This window comes from Mitsuaria sp. 7 (genome assembly GCF_001653795.1).
In the GTDB taxonomy this organism is placed as follows: Bacteria; Pseudomonadota; Gammaproteobacteria; order Burkholderiales; family Burkholderiaceae_C; genus Roseateles.
In genome coordinates this window covers 5,216,703-5,229,843 of sequence record NZ_CP011514.1, presented here as the reverse complement: position 1 = coordinate 5,229,843, position 13,141 = coordinate 5,216,703, and the positions used below count along the sequence as shown (strand labels likewise).

The following is a 13,141-nucleotide window of genomic DNA, read 5'->3' as shown; positions in this document are numbered from 1 at the left end:
GGACCGGTCAGGTGGAGTCCATGCCCCTGGCGGTCCAGTTCAGCGCGCGGTTGACGCGCATATCTTCACGCATTCTTCACGTCTTACTTCGTTTCTTGTGCGGACTGCGGTTCGGAAAAGCAGAACGCGCCGAAGGCCTCCCGGCCCCGGCGCGTTCATGGGTCCGCAGACGATGGCGTCCGCGGCGTCATCCCTGGGACGTCGTCAGATGGCGGCGAGACCCGCCTTCAAGTCGTCGCGCAGGTCCTCGATGTCCTCGATGCCGGCGGAGATCCGCACCAGCGAATCGGTGATGCCGAGCCGGTTGCGCGTCTCGACCGGGATCGACGCATGCGTCATCAGCGCGGGCAGCGAGATCAGGCTTTCGACGCCGCCCAGGCTTTCCGCCAGCGAGAAGATCTGCACCCGCTCCAGGAAGCGGCGCGCGCCGGCCAGGTCGGTGTCGAGCTGGATGCTGATCATCCCGCCGCCGCCGCGCATCTGGCGCTTGGCCAGCGCGAGCTGCGGATGGCTCTCCAGGCCCGGGTAGTAGACGCGGCGCACCTTGGGCTGCGCCTCCAGCCAGCCGGCGAGTTCCAGCGCGCTCTCGTTGTGACGCGCCATGCGCAGCGCCAGCGTCTTCAGCCCGCGCAGCGCGAGGAAGCTGTCGAACGGGCCGGCGATCGAGCCGACGGCGTTGTGCAGGAACTCGAGCTGCTCGCGCAGCGCGGCCTGACGTTGCTCGCCGCCGACCACCACCACGCCGGAGATCACGTCGCTGTGGCCGTTCAGGTACTTGGTGGCCGAGTGCATCACCGCGTCGAAGCCCAGTTCCAGCGGACGCTGCGACCAGGGGCTGGCGAAGGTGTTGTCGGCGATGGCCAGCGCGCCGTGCTCGCGCGCGATCTTCGCGACGGCGGCCAGGTCGGTCAGCGTCAGCAGCGGGTTGCTGGGCGTCTCGATCCAGATCATCTTCGTCTCGGGGCGCAGCGCGGCGCGGACGTTCTCCGGCTTGCTGCTGTCGACGTAGGTGACCTGCAGGCCGGCGCTGCGCTTGCGCACGCGTTCGAACAGGCGGTAGCTGCCGCCGTAGAGGTCATCGCCCGCGACGATGTGCGAGCCGGCGTCCAGCGTGTCCAGGATCGTCGCCATCGCGGCCAGGCCCGACGAGAAGGCGTAGCCCTGCACGCCGCCTTCCAGGCTGGCGATCGCGCGCTCATAGGCCTGGCGGGTCGGGTTGTGCGTGCGGCCGTACTCGTAGCCCTGGTGCACGCCGGGGCTCTGCTGGCGGTAGGTCGAGGTCGCGTAGATCGGCGGCATCACCGCGCCGGTCGTCGGATCGGGATGCTGGCCGCCGTGGATCGCGCGCGTGTCGAAGCGCAGGTCGGCGCCATGCAGCGGCTGATTCGGCTGGTTGTCTTTGTCGTTGTCGTTGTGGTGGCTCATGACAAGCCCTTTCGCAGGTGGTTCAAGAGATCGAAACGGGTGACGAGGCCGTGGAAGCCGCGATCGTCCGCGATCACGGCCACCAGGCCCTTGCGCAGCTGCGCGATCAGGTCGGACAGCGGCGCGCCGGGAGGCAGGGTCTGCACATCATGACTCATCGCGCTGTCCACGCTGTCCTTGAAGTGGCGGGCGTCCATGTGCATCTGGGCGAGCAGGTCGGACTCGTCGAGCAGGCCGACCAGCTTGCCGTCCTTGAGCACCGGCAGCTGCGAGACCTCGGCCTGGCGCATGCGCGAGAAGGCCGTGGCCAGCGTGTCCTCGGGGCTGACGCTGATGACGGCGCCGTCCTCGGGCAGGCGCGCGATCAGGTCGCGCAGGTCGCCCTTGGTGGCGCGTTTGAGCAGGCCCTGGTCGAACATCCACGGGTCGTTGTAGACCTTGGACAGGTAGCGGGTGCCGGTGTCGCAGACCAGCGTGACCACGCGCTTGGGCGTGGTCTGCGCGCGGCAGTACTTCAGCGCCGCGGCCAGCAGCGTGCCGGTCGAGGAACCGGCCAGGATGCCCTCGGCGCGGTACAGGTCGCGCGCGGTGGCGAAGCTCTCCTCGTCGGTGATCGAGTAGGCGTGGCGCACGCCGCTCAGGTCGGCGATGGGCGGGATGAAGTCCTCGCCGATGCCTTCGACGGCCCAGGAGCCGGCCTCGCCGAAGCTGCCGGTCTCGATGAAGTCCTTGAGGATGGAACCGGCCGGATCGGCGAGCACGACGTCCAGCCCCGGACGCACCTTCGCGAAGAAGCGCGACAGCCCGGTGATCGTGCCGCCGGAGCCGACGCCGCAGACCAGCGCGTCGATGCGGTGGCCGACCTGCTGCCAGATCTCCGGACCGGTCGTGGTCTCGTGGGCGAGCGGGTTGTTGGGGTTGTTGAACTGGTCGGCGTACCAGGCGCCGGGGATGTCCTGGACCAGACGCGCGGCGCGGTCCTGGTAGTAGTCGGGGTGGCCCTTGCCCACGTCGGAGCGCGTGATGTGGACCTCGGCGCCCAGCGCCTTCAGCTGCAGCACCTTCTCGGCGGACATCTTGTCCGGCACGACGAGCACGACGCGGTAGCCCTTGGCGCGCGCGACCAGCGCGAGTCCGAGACCGGTGTTGCCCGCGGTCGCCTCGACGACGGTGCCGCCGGGCGGCAGCAGGCCGTCGCGCTCGGCGGCCTCGATCATCGACAGGCCGATGCGGTCCTTGATCGAGCCGCCGGGGTTCTGCGATTCGAGCTTCAGGAACAGCTGGCAGGGGCCGGTGTCGAGCCGGTGCACGGGGACCAGCGGCGTGTTGCCGATCAGGTCCAGCACGGCAGGGCGCTCGGGCGGCTGCTGCGCGGGGGTGGAAGAGGTCTCCTTGGCACTCATGGGCGCTCCTTGTGATCCTGGTGGGATGGTCGGGCTGCGCGGCCGGCGGGGGTGGTGCCGGGCGCGGCGGAACAGAAAAGATTAACCGCTTTCACCCTGCCGGTCACGGCAGCACCGACGCGCCGAGCTCCGGGAACACCTTGCCGACCTTGCCCATCAGGTACTCGCCGTAGGTGCCGGCGAAGACGTGGAGGTTGCTGGCGTCCCAGCGCGACGCGCTGTCGTCCTCGGCCGGCGGGAGGCCGGGGATCGGCTGGACACGGCTGGTGAAGGACGGGTCGAGGAACAGCGGCACCGACAGCCGGTCGCGCGTGCCGCGATTGAGCTTCACCCGATGCGGCGTGCTGCGGTAGAGCCCCGCGGTCATGCGATCCAGCATGTCGCCGATGTTGCAGACGAAGGTGCCGGGCATGGGCGGCGCGTCTATCCAGCCGCGACGGCCATGGACCTCGAGGCCGCCGCTGTCGTCCTGGTACAGCAGCGTGAGCAGGCCGTAGTCGGTGTGCTCGCCGACGCCCCAGGGCGCGTCGACTTCGGCGGCGTCCGGCACGGCGGGATAGTTGAAGAGCCGCAGCAGCACCAGCGGATCCGCAGTGGCGTGCGTCAGGAAGTAGGCCGGCGGCAGATCGAGGCTGAGCGCGATGCCGCCCAGCACGCGTTGGCCCACCGCGGTCACGGCGGCGAGGTACTCAAGCACCGTGTCCCTCAATCCCGGCACGTCGGGCCAGAGGTTGGCGCCGTGCAGCGGCGTGCCGGCGAGCACGCGCGGGTCGTCCGGCGGCAATTCGGCGCCGAGGTACAGCCCTTCCTTCCAGTCCGGCCGGCCCGAGGTCAGCTCGCCGCCGGTGCTGAAGTAGCCGCGCCAGGCGCGGCCGCCGTCGGCCATCGGCCAGCGGCGCTTCTCTTCCTCGGGCAGCGCGAAGAACACACGTGCCGATCGGTCGAGCCGCTCGATCAGCGCGGGATCGACGCCGTGATGGCTCACGTAGAAGAAGCCATGCGCGCGGCAGGCTTCACCGATCTGCACGGCCGCGAGACGGCCGCCGGGCGAAGCGGGATCACCCGTCGCCGGGTCGTGCAGGCCGGAGATGTCGATGACGGGCACGCGGTCGTGGAGGAGGCTCATGACCTGAGCATGCCGCAAGCGCGCGACCTCGTCGATGAAGGGGGCGGAGAACGCGACGGGGAGGGGGACGTGCGAAAGCCGCGCATGCATATGCCCATCCGTTCGTTCCGCGTGAAGGCCGGGATTCCTAAGCTGATGTCCATCGCGAACCACCGCTCCCGACGTTTCCAACGCTCCACCGACTTCAAGAAAAGGACACCGACGCCATGACCCTGACCGTGACCCGCCGCGCCCTGCTCGTGATCGCCACCTCGGCCGCCATGCTGGGCATCGCCCATGCGGACCAGCTGGACGACATCAAGAAGAAGGGCGAGCTCGTGGTGGGCGTGCTCGGCACCGACGAGCCCAACAGCTTCATCGATCCGAAGACGCGCGAGATCGTCGGCTACGAGGTCGACCTGGCGAAGGCGGTCGCGCAGAAGCTCGGCGTGAAGCTGCGCCTGAAGCAGCTGGCGGTCGCGGCGCGCATCCCCGAACTGCAGCAGGGCCACGTGGACGTACTGGCCGCGAGCCTGACGCACAACAAGGAACGCGAGGCGGTGATCGACTTCTCGCTGACCACCTTCGTCACCGGCCAGAAGGTGCTGGTGAAGAAGGACAGCGGCATCAAGGCGCTGAACCAGCTGGCCGGCAAGAAGGTCGTGACCATCAAGGGCGGCACGCAGGAGCCCAACGTCCGCAAGGCCGTGCCCTCGGTCGACGTCGTCACCTTCGACACCGGTCCGCAGGCTTTCCAGGCGCTGCAGCAGGGCAAGGGCGTGGCGTTCGTCAACGACGAGGTGTCGCTGCTCGACCAGTACGCCAAGCTCGGCCCGACGGCGTCGCAGTACGAGATCCTGTCGGCCAACCTCAGCGTCGAGCCGCTGGCGCTGGGCCTGCGCAAGGGCGAGACGAAATTGAAGGCCCAAGTGGACGGCGCGCTGCGCGAGCTCGAGGCCAACGGCACCGCCGAGCAGCTGTTCAACAAGTGGTACGGACCGTCTACGCGTCTGAAGTTCCAGACGCGCAGTTTCAAGATCGATAGCGACCAAGTGGAGGGCTGAGCACGACCCAGATGAACTGATCTACCTTGTCATCCGATGCGAGCACGCCCCGGCCTAGGCCGGGGCGTTGTTTATTGCGGGAAGCGTCGATTCCATGCCTCATCTCGATTTCTCGGTGCTGCTGCAAGGGCAGTTCCTCGACTGGCTGCTGGCCGGCGTGCGGCTGTCGCTGACGCTGACGGTGCTCGCGCTGGTGATCGCGCTGCCGCTGGGCACGCTCATCGCGCTGGCGAGGCTGGCGCCGTTCCCGCCGCTGCGTGCGCTGGCCTGGACCTACGTCGAAGCCGTGCGCAACGTGCCGCTGCTGGCGCACATGCTCTTCTGGTACTTCGCGGTGCCGGAGCTGCTGCCCGACGGCGTGAAGGCCTGGCTCTACGCCGGCAACGTGGAGGCGGCGGCGGCACTCGCCGCGCTGGTGGTCTACACGGCCGCGTTCGTGGCCGAGGACGTGCGCTCCGGGCTGCGGTCGGTGCCGCCGGGGCAATGGGAAGCGGCGAAGTCGATGGGACTGCGCTTCGCCGGTTCGGTGCGATGGGTCGTGCTGCCGCAGGCGCTGCGGGCGACGGTCCCGCCCTTGATCTCGCAGACCCTGAATCTCTGGAAGAACACCAGCATCGCGACGGTGGTCGGCGCCGCCGAGCTGATGTATCAGGCGCAGCGCGTGGAGTCCGCGACCTTCCGCGGCTTCGAGACCTTCGCGATGGCGACGGCGACCTACCTGGGCGTGTCGATGCTGATCACCGGCGCGGGCGTGCTGTACCAGCGGCGGTATCCGGTGCGACCGGCCGGCCATTGAGGCGATCGTGACGAAGAGGAGCGCCTCGCGATGAGCATCGCCGAAATGATCGACACCTACTGGCTCTACGTGCTGGTGGGGCAGTACCCCAACGGACCGCTGGGCGGCCTCGCGCTGACGGTGGTGCTGGCCGCGCTGGGGCTGCTGCTCGCGCTCCCGCTGGGCGTGCTGCTCGGCGTCGCTCGCGTGAGCCGCCGCGCCTGGCTGCGCTGGCCGGTGACCGCGCTGGTCTACGTCGTGCGTGGGACACCGCTGCTGATGGTGATCTTCTGGGCCTACTTTTTCCTGCCGGCGGTGACCGGGCACAAGACGGACCAGTTCAACACGATGCTGGCGGCACTGGTGATCTTCGACGCCGCCTACCTGGCCGAGATCGTGCGCGCCGGGCTGCAGTCGCTGCCGTCCGGCCAGCGCCTGGCCGCCGAGGCGCTGGGCATGTCGCGGGGTCAGTCCTTGCGGCTGGTGCTGCTGCCGCAGGCGCTGCGCCACATGCTGCCCTCGCTGGTCAACCAGTTCGCGTCGACGATCAAGGAGACCTCGCTGGGCACGATCATCGGGCTGTCGGAGCTGTCCTTCATCGCCGGCCAGGTCAACGCGCAGGTGCTGGTGCAGCCGGTGGCGGTCTACGGGATGCTGGCCGGGTGCTACTTCGTGATGTGCTTCGGGCTGTCGCGCCTCGCGCACGCAGTGGAGCGCAGAAGCAACCGACAGCGCGCAACACCTGTCACCGCGCCCTCGGCGGTCGACCGCTTCTACGCATTCATGCGAGGCGGACTACGGAATCCAGTGAGCACGCTGGCAAGGAACACAAGAACCAGTCAGTGACGGCGAAAGGCAATGAGATCAACCTAGCGACTTCGCGATCCGAGGTGTGTGTCGAATCACTGAAGCGGTTTCGGTGATGACGCCTCGAAGCAAATCCCGCAAAGGAAGACTGTGATCGATCAAGCTCTCTACCAACGCGCCCTCGCCGTCGCCGACCAGCCCGTCGAGGAGCGCGATCTCATCAATGCGGCGCTCCGCGCATTCATCGCCCGCCAGGCTCAGTTCAGGCTCGCCGACATGGGAGGAACCGCTCCCGACATTCCCGATGTTCCTCGTCGCCGTCCGTCCCTGAACGTTCCGGAGGGTTGGGAATGAGGATGACGGTCGTTAGATCGAACTCACCGCTGCATGCCCCACCGCGTGACCGTCGCCTTCTCGATGGTGCTGAAGACGAGGCGTTCGACGAGCCATCCGATGAGGATCACCAAGGCCAGGCCTGCGAAGACCCGATCGGTCTGCAATTCATTGCGGTTCTGGAAGATGTACCAGCCCAGACCGCCCTGGCCGGAGGAAGCGCCGAAGAACAGTTCGGCGGCGATCAGGGTCCGCCACGCGAAAGCCCAGCCCACCCGCAGCCCCGACAGGATCGACGGCAGCGCTGCGGGCAGCAGGATCTGCGCGACGTAACGCGGTCCCGTGAGTCCGTAGTTGCGACCCGCCATGCGCAGCGTTTCCGGCACGGACGAGAAGCCCGCCGATGCCGCCAAGGCCAACGGCCACAGCACCGCGTGCACGAGCACGAAAATCAGACTCCCCGAACCCAGTCCGAACCACAGCAGCGCCAGCGGCAGCAAGGCGATCGCCGGCAGCGGGTTGAACATCGCCGTCAGGCTGGACAGCAAGTCCCGACCCCAGCGCGACGAAGTCGCCAGCGCGGTCAGCCCGAGCGCGAGCACCACCCCCAGCGCGTAGCCCTGGAGCAGCAGCTTCAACGAGATTCCCGCCCGTACGAGCAGTTCGCCGCCGTACAAACCTTCCCACAGCGCCCGCGCCGCGGAGACGAACGAGGGGAACAGCAGATCGTTGTCCGCAGCGCGTGCGGCGACTTCCCAGAGCGCGGCGAGCAACGCCAGTAATGCTGCCTGACGCCAGGCGCTCGAATCGAGCGCGCGACGCCACAGCGGAATCGATGCCACCTGCACAGGCACATAGTCGGCGAGCGTTTCCTCGCGCTCGGCGCGCAGGGGCGGATCGAGCGGCCGCTGCGTCGGCAGCACGGTGACGGTCATCGGTGAATCCTCAATTCAGAGCCGCGGCGGCAGAGGCAGCCGCAGCCGTCGACTCCGCGATCGGCTCATCGCCGAAGAGCAGGTGCTCGATGCGCTGCGCCTGCGCGGCGCGCTGCGCCGGTGTCAGGCCTTGCGCGTTCAGCTCCGCCCGCACCCGTCCCGGATGCGGCGACAGCACCAGCACGCGATGCCCCACGATCAGCGCTTCCTCGATCGAATGGGTCACGAACAGCAGCGTGAAGCGCTCCTGCTCCCACAGCGCGAGCAGCTCGTCCTGCATGCGCCGGCGCGTCAGCGCGTCGAGCGCCGCGAACGGCTCGTCCATCAGCAGCACGCGCGGCTTCATCGCCAGCGCGCGCGCGATCGCGACGCGCTGCTTCATCCCGCCGGACAGCTGATGCGGATACGCCGATGCGAAGTCGCTGAGCCCCACGCGCGACAGCCAGTCGCGCGCCCGCTCCAGCGCCTGCTTGCGCGACGCGGTGCCCGACGCGACCAGCGGGAACGCCACGTTCTCGAGCACCGTCTTCCACGGCGGCAGCTGGTCGAATTCCTGGAACACCGCGATGCGGTCCGGTCCCGGTCCGTTCACCGGCTGGCCGTCGACAAGGATGCGTCCTTCCGCCGGCGTGACGAAACCGCCGACCGCCTTCAGCAGCGAGGACTTCCCGCAGCCCGACGCGCCCAGCAGCACGAAGCGCTCCGACGGCAGCACGTCGAAGCCGACGCGATGCGTCGCGCGCACCACGCCGCGATCGTTCTTGTAGTCGAGGCTGACGCCGTCGACCCGCAAGCGCGCCTGCCGCTCCTGCGGGGCCGCGCCCGCTCCGCCGTGGCCCGCCTCGCAGGCCTCGCAAGCCTCGAAGGCGGGCACCGGGTCGAGCTGCTCCAGCACCGCGCTCATGCTCAGCTGCCGGCCGCGTTGTGCGGGTCGTCGAAAAAGTAATCCTTCGCCGAGGCCGGCTTGTTCTTGATCGCGCCGATGCGATGCATGAACGTCGCCAGCGCGAAGGTGTTCTGCGGCGTGATCTTGAACTGCACTTCCGGGTTCTTGATCACCTTGAGCAGCAGCTCCTTGGGCACCTTCGAGTTCTCGTTCTTGATGTAGATGTCGGCCGAGCGCTCCGGGTTCTTCGAGATGAAGTCCGCCGCCTCGGCCAACGCGCCGATGAAGGCCTTGTAGGTCTTCGGGTTGTCGCGCCGGAACTTCTCCGTCGTGTACAGCACCGTCGCCGACGCCGGCCCGCCCAGCACCTCGTAGCTGTTCAGCACGATGTGGACATTCGAGTTGCCCGCCAAACCTTGTTCCTGGAACGGCGGGTTGCCGAAGTGCGCGTTGATCTCGGTGCCGCCCTTGATCAGCGCCGCCGTCGCTTCCGGGTGCGGCAGCGCGACCTGCAGCCGGTCCAGCTTGTTGAACTGCGCATCGCCCCAGCGCTTGGCCGAGGCCAGCTGCAGGATGCGCGACTGCACCGAGACGCCGACCGCCGGCAGCGCGATGCGGTCCTTGTCGCCGAAGTCGTCGATGGTCTTGACGGCGGGATTGCTGCTGGTCAGGTAGTACGGGAAGTTGCCCAGCGACGCGATGCCCCGGACGTTCTGCCTGCCCTGCGTCTTGTCCCACAGCGTCAGCAGCGGACCGACGCCCGCGCCGGCGATGTCGATGCTGCCGGACAGCAGCGCCTCGTTGATCGCCGGGCCGCCGGAGAGCTGCACGCGCTCCACCTGGATGTCGACGCCCGCGGCCTTGCCGTGCTTCTCGATCAGCTGCTGGTCCTGCGCGACGTTCAGCAGCAGGTAGACGATGCCGAACTGCTCGGCGATGCGGATCTTGCCTTCCGCGTGCGCGGAGAGCGCCGATAACGACAGCCCGGCCGCCAGCGCGCCCGTGAGCAGGGATTTCAGGAAAGCGGGTCGGAGGGGTTTCATGCGGGAAGATCGCCTTCGATGGTGGTGCGATAGAGGTGTCGGCGCAGGTGATCCGGGCAGCCGGTCGCGAGGTGAAGCAGCGAGCGGTTGTCCCAGAACACCAGGTCGTGAGGCAGCCACTGGTGGCGATATACGATGCTCTTGCGGCTGCTGTGCTCGAAGAGCTGGGCGAGCAGGTCGCGGCTTTCGTCCTCGGGCACATCGAGGACGCGCGTCGTGAAGTGCTCGCTGACGAAAAGCGCTCGACGCCCCGTCTCCGGATGCGTGCGCACGATCGGCTGCGACGCGGGCTTCACTTCGGCGATCTGCTCCGGGGTCAGCTTCGGACGCCACGGGTTGCGTGCGCGCAGCTCCTCGTACTTCGCGAGGTAGCTGTGCTCCGCACGCTTGCCGGCGATCGCCGTCTTCAGCGCGAGCGGCAGCCCGTCGTAGGCGTGATGCTGGTTGGCGAACAGCGTGTCGCCGCCTTCCGAGGGCAGCTCCTGCGCGTGCAGCAGCGAGCCCAGGCTGGGACGTTCCTTGTACGAGAGATCCGAGTGCCAGTACTGACCGGCATCGCCCAGTCCGACGGGTTGGCCCTGCGCGTCGCGAACATTGGAGACCTGCAGGATCTCGGGGTGGCCCGCCAGCTGGAAGTTGCGCAGCACGTGGATCTGCAGCGGGCCCCAGCGACGGCTGAACGCGATGTGCTCTGCCGGCGTGATGCGCTGGTCGCGGAACACCAGCACGTGGTGGTCCAGATGCGCGCGATGCAGGCGTGCGAAATCGGCGTCATTCAGCGGCTTCGTCAGGTCCAGCCCCACGACCTCGGCGCCCAGCGGTTCATCGAAGGCGTTGATCTCGAAGTGCTGCGACGGCGCGTCGGCGAACGCCGGGGACGTCGCAGGGACGGACGCGTGGGCCGGAACCGCGGTGGAAAGGGGCGGGGCGAGGGCTGTCATGGTCGCCGACTCTAGGCATCGTCTCTCCTCGCCGGAACGAAGCTGACGGCATGTCCAAGCGCGGAAACCGAATAACGGAGGCCTCCGACCCGGTCCGATCCAAGAATCGCCCCGATGGGCGGAAACGGCGCAATCCCTAGATGCCAGGCGTCACTCGGCCGAATAACCCGTTTGCAATTCGTTTACAAGTGCATGCGTATAGTGATGCCCTTCCCCGAAACAAGAGGGATAACAACCAGAGGTGGGGAACCCCATGAAACAAGTCATCTGCGTCAAATGGGGTACCGCCTACGGCCCTGAATACGTCAACCGCCTGTACGGCATGCTGCGCCGGCACATCACCGGCGAGTTCCGTCTGGTCTGCCTGACCGACAACGCCGAGGGCCTGCGCCCCGAGGTCGATGCCTACGACCTGCCGGAGCTCGGTTGCGAATGGCCCAAGAAGTCGCTGGGCAAGTGGCGCAAGCTGGTGATGTGGAGCGCCGACATGGGCGAGAAGACCGGCCTGGAAGGTCCGGTGCTGTTCGTCGACCTGGACTCGGTGATCGTCGACAACATCGACGGCTACTTCTCGCACGGCAACCCCGAGGACGTGATCCTGGCCCGCAACTGGGCCAAGCCGATGCAGCGCCTGGGCCAGACCTCGGTGTTCCGCTTCCCGATCGGCAAGTACCCGCACATCATCGAGAACTTCCGCGCCAACCCGCAGGCCGTCGCCGACAAGCACGGCTTCGAGCAGCACTGGGTCACCGCCTCGGTGCCGGGCGGCATCAAGTTCTGGCCGCACCTGTGGACGCGGCATTTCCGTCTGCACTGCCTGCCGGCGTTCCCGCTGCGCTACTTCAAGCCGGCCCGCCTGCCCGCGGGCGCGCGCATCGTGACCTTCCCCGGCGGACCGAATCCGGCCGACGTGATGCTCGGTCGCTGGAACACGCAGGATCCGCCGCACGAGAAGCCGTGGGACCACTTCCGCGCGGCCTTCGCCGGCGGCGTCAAGCACCGTTGGCGCCACCTGCGCAGCTTCGTGCTGCCGCCGCCGTGGGTCGCGCAACACTGGGTGGAGTGAACTCCCTCTCCCGCTTGCGGGAGAGGGCAGGGGTGAGGGCCAGCGGCGGTGGAAGTGCTGAGCGCTTGCGCTAGTGCGGGGTGCCAGAAGGCGGATTTGGCTTGGCCAGATCCTGGATCACTTCCAACGCCGTCTTCACCTTGAACGGCTTGAGCATGATCCGCCGCACATCGAGCTCCTTGTAGAGCTGCGCCGTCGACAGGTCACAGGCCTCGGCGGTCAGCGCGACCGGCGTGCCCGCCGGGCAGCGCAGCGCGCCGGCGCGCACGCTCTGCAGCAGCGCCAGCGCATCCAGCCCTTGTCCGATGTCCAGCAGCAGCCCATCCATCGGCTGCGTTTCGAGCAGCTTGTGCGCCGCCTCGAGGCTGCTCGCCTCATGGACCTCCGCGATGTTCAGCTGACGCGCCACCATCGCGACGGTGCGACGGAACAGCGAGTGCGGATCGACCAGCAGCAGGTGTCGTTGCGTGCCCGGCATCACTGGCCCTCCTCGACGGCCTGTCCCACCAGCTCCGAGACCGCGAGGTCCCGCAGGCTCATCAGGATGGCGAGGTCGGTCTCGTCCAGCGTGCGTCGCCGCCGATCGATCAGGCACAAGGTGCCGATGCGCACCCCAGGCCGCACCTCCAGCGGCGCGCCCGCATAGAACCGGATGTTCGGCTCGCCCAGCACCATCGGGTTGTCCGCGAAGCGCGGATCCTGCGTCGCATCCTCGACCACCATCACCTCGGGGACGTGGATCGCGTGGCCGCAGAAGCTGCTCTTGCGGTCGGTCTCGCACACCGCCAGGCCGAAGCGGGCCTTGAACCACTGGCGGTTGTCGTCGACCAGACTGATCAATGCGATCGGCACGCCGAATTCCTCGGCGGCGAACTCGACGATGCGATCGAAGCGTTCCTCCGGCGGCGTGTCCAGGATCAGCAGTTCACGCAGCACCTGCAGCCGGTCGGCTTCGTTCTCGGGAATCGGGGCATTCATCATGGAGGCGTTTCCTCGCTCTTCCGATGTTGTTCTCTCCCTGCGCGGCCGGTCCGGCCGTCGCGCCTTCGAAGGCCCAGACTATCCGAGTTGTCCACAGGGCGCCACCCGGGTCGCCCTTGAGGGGGATCCCCGGAGGTCGGACGTGCCAGGCCTTGCCATGCGCGGCATATGAGGCTCCCGCAGCAGCTTGCGCCCATTGCGCATTGGCGATGCGCGCCGCACACGCCCAGACTCCGTTCCACGGGGCGCGCCCATGTCGCCCCCGCCGGTGGCAGCAGTACGGCCACCGGGAAGGCATGGTGAGAGCCCAGGTCGCGACCGGGGGCCGCCCTCGGGGTCTTGGGGGAGGCGCTTCCGGCGGTGTCCGATCGCGGTCC

The 13,141-nt window shown here is 68.1% G+C and carries 14 protein-coding genes; 5 read left to right on the top strand and 9 right to left on the bottom strand.

Going from position 1 to position 13,141, the window contains the following annotated elements; all coding sequences use genetic code 11:
- Positions 1-204: 204 nt before the first annotated feature.
- The 3 genes from ABE85_RS23010 to ABE85_RS23000 form a co-directional block, all read right to left on the bottom strand.
- Positions 205-1,425 carry a PLP-dependent aspartate aminotransferase family protein gene (locus ABE85_RS23010; protein WP_082938875.1) on the bottom strand — a complete coding sequence of 407 codons (1,221 nt, stop codon included), beginning with the start codon at positions 1,423-1,425 and terminating at the stop codon, positions 205-207.
- Positions 1,422-2,828 carry a cystathionine beta-synthase gene (locus tag ABE85_RS23005; RefSeq protein WP_067280295.1) on the bottom strand — a complete coding sequence of 469 codons (1,407 nt, stop codon included), beginning with the start codon at positions 2,826-2,828 and terminating at the stop codon, positions 1,422-1,424. Before ABE85_RS23005 ends, ABE85_RS23010 begins: the two co-directional genes overlap by 4 nt.
- 103 nt (positions 2,829-2,931) lie before the next feature.
- Positions 2,932-3,954 (bottom strand): isopenicillin N synthase family oxygenase, encoded by a 1,023-nt coding sequence (locus ABE85_RS23000; RefSeq protein ID WP_067283384.1) that lies wholly within the window; start codon positions 3,952-3,954, stop codon positions 2,932-2,934.
- Between the two features lie 206 nt (positions 3,955-4,160).
- Here ABE85_RS23000 and ABE85_RS22995 point away from each other — a divergent pair, with 206 nt between their 5' ends.
- The 4 genes from ABE85_RS22995 to ABE85_RS22980 all read left to right on the top strand — a co-directional run bounded on the left by ABE85_RS22995 (position 4,161) and on the right by ABE85_RS22980 (position 6,933).
- Positions 4,161-4,997 (top strand): ABC transporter substrate-binding protein, encoded by an 837-nt coding sequence (locus ABE85_RS22995; protein ID WP_067280291.1) that lies wholly within the window; start codon positions 4,161-4,163, stop codon positions 4,995-4,997.
- A 94-nt stretch (positions 4,998-5,091) separates the two neighbouring features.
- A complete protein-coding gene (locus tag ABE85_RS22990; protein WP_067280288.1) occupies positions 5,092-5,793 on the top strand; it encodes an amino acid ABC transporter permease in 702 nt (233 codons plus the stop codon).
- A gap of 30 nt (positions 5,794-5,823) precedes the next feature.
- Positions 5,824-6,618 (top strand): amino acid ABC transporter permease, encoded by a 795-nt coding sequence (locus tag ABE85_RS22985; protein WP_157522806.1) that lies wholly within the window; start codon positions 5,824-5,826, stop codon positions 6,616-6,618.
- Positions 6,619-6,729: 111 nt separating this feature from the next.
- On the top strand, positions 6,730-6,933 hold the full coding sequence (locus ABE85_RS22980; RefSeq protein ID WP_231993163.1) for a type II toxin-antitoxin system VapB family antitoxin: 204 nt from the start codon (positions 6,730-6,732) through the stop codon (positions 6,931-6,933).
- Between the two features lie 23 nt (positions 6,934-6,956).
- Here the strand turns inward: ABE85_RS22980 and ABE85_RS22975 are convergent, their stop codons facing one another.
- The 4 genes from ABE85_RS22975 to ABE85_RS22960 are packed head-to-tail and all read right to left on the bottom strand — an operon-like array spanning position 6,957 to position 10,717.
- Complete coding sequence (locus ABE85_RS22975) at positions 6,957-7,847, bottom strand: ABC transporter permease (RefSeq protein WP_067280282.1); 891 nt, start codon at positions 7,845-7,847, stop codon at positions 6,957-6,959.
- A 10-nt stretch (positions 7,848-7,857) separates the two neighbouring features.
- A complete protein-coding gene (locus ABE85_RS22970) occupies positions 7,858-8,751 on the bottom strand; it encodes an ABC transporter ATP-binding protein (RefSeq protein ID WP_082938874.1) in 894 nt (297 codons plus the stop codon).
- A 2-nt stretch (positions 8,752-8,753) separates the two neighbouring features.
- Positions 8,754-9,776, bottom strand: a complete 1,023-nt coding sequence (locus tag ABE85_RS22965; protein ID WP_067280279.1) for an ABC transporter substrate-binding protein — start codon at positions 9,774-9,776, stop codon at positions 8,754-8,756.
- Positions 9,773-10,717, bottom strand: coding sequence for a TauD/TfdA family dioxygenase (locus ABE85_RS22960; RefSeq protein ID WP_067280276.1), 945 nt, complete (start codon positions 10,715-10,717; stop codon positions 9,773-9,775). The genes ABE85_RS22965 and ABE85_RS22960 overlap by 4 nt, the downstream gene beginning before the upstream one ends.
- A gap of 253 nt (positions 10,718-10,970) precedes the next feature.
- Here ABE85_RS22960 and ABE85_RS22955 point away from each other — a divergent pair, with 253 nt between their 5' ends.
- Positions 10,971-11,783: a glycosyl transferase gene (locus ABE85_RS22955; RefSeq protein ID WP_067280272.1), complete on the top strand. Its 813-nt coding sequence runs from the start codon at positions 10,971-10,973 to the stop codon at positions 11,781-11,783.
- Between the two features lie 70 nt (positions 11,784-11,853).
- Here ABE85_RS22955 and ABE85_RS22950 read toward each other — a convergent pair whose 3' ends face one another.
- On the bottom strand, positions 11,854-12,261 hold the full coding sequence (locus ABE85_RS22950; protein ID WP_067280269.1) for a response regulator: 408 nt from the start codon (positions 12,259-12,261) through the stop codon (positions 11,854-11,856).
- A complete protein-coding gene (locus tag ABE85_RS22945; RefSeq protein WP_067280266.1) occupies positions 12,261-12,764 on the bottom strand; it encodes a GAF domain-containing protein in 504 nt (167 codons plus the stop codon). Before ABE85_RS22945 ends, ABE85_RS22950 begins: the two co-directional genes overlap by 1 nt.
- Positions 12,765-13,141: the final 377 nt, after the last annotated feature.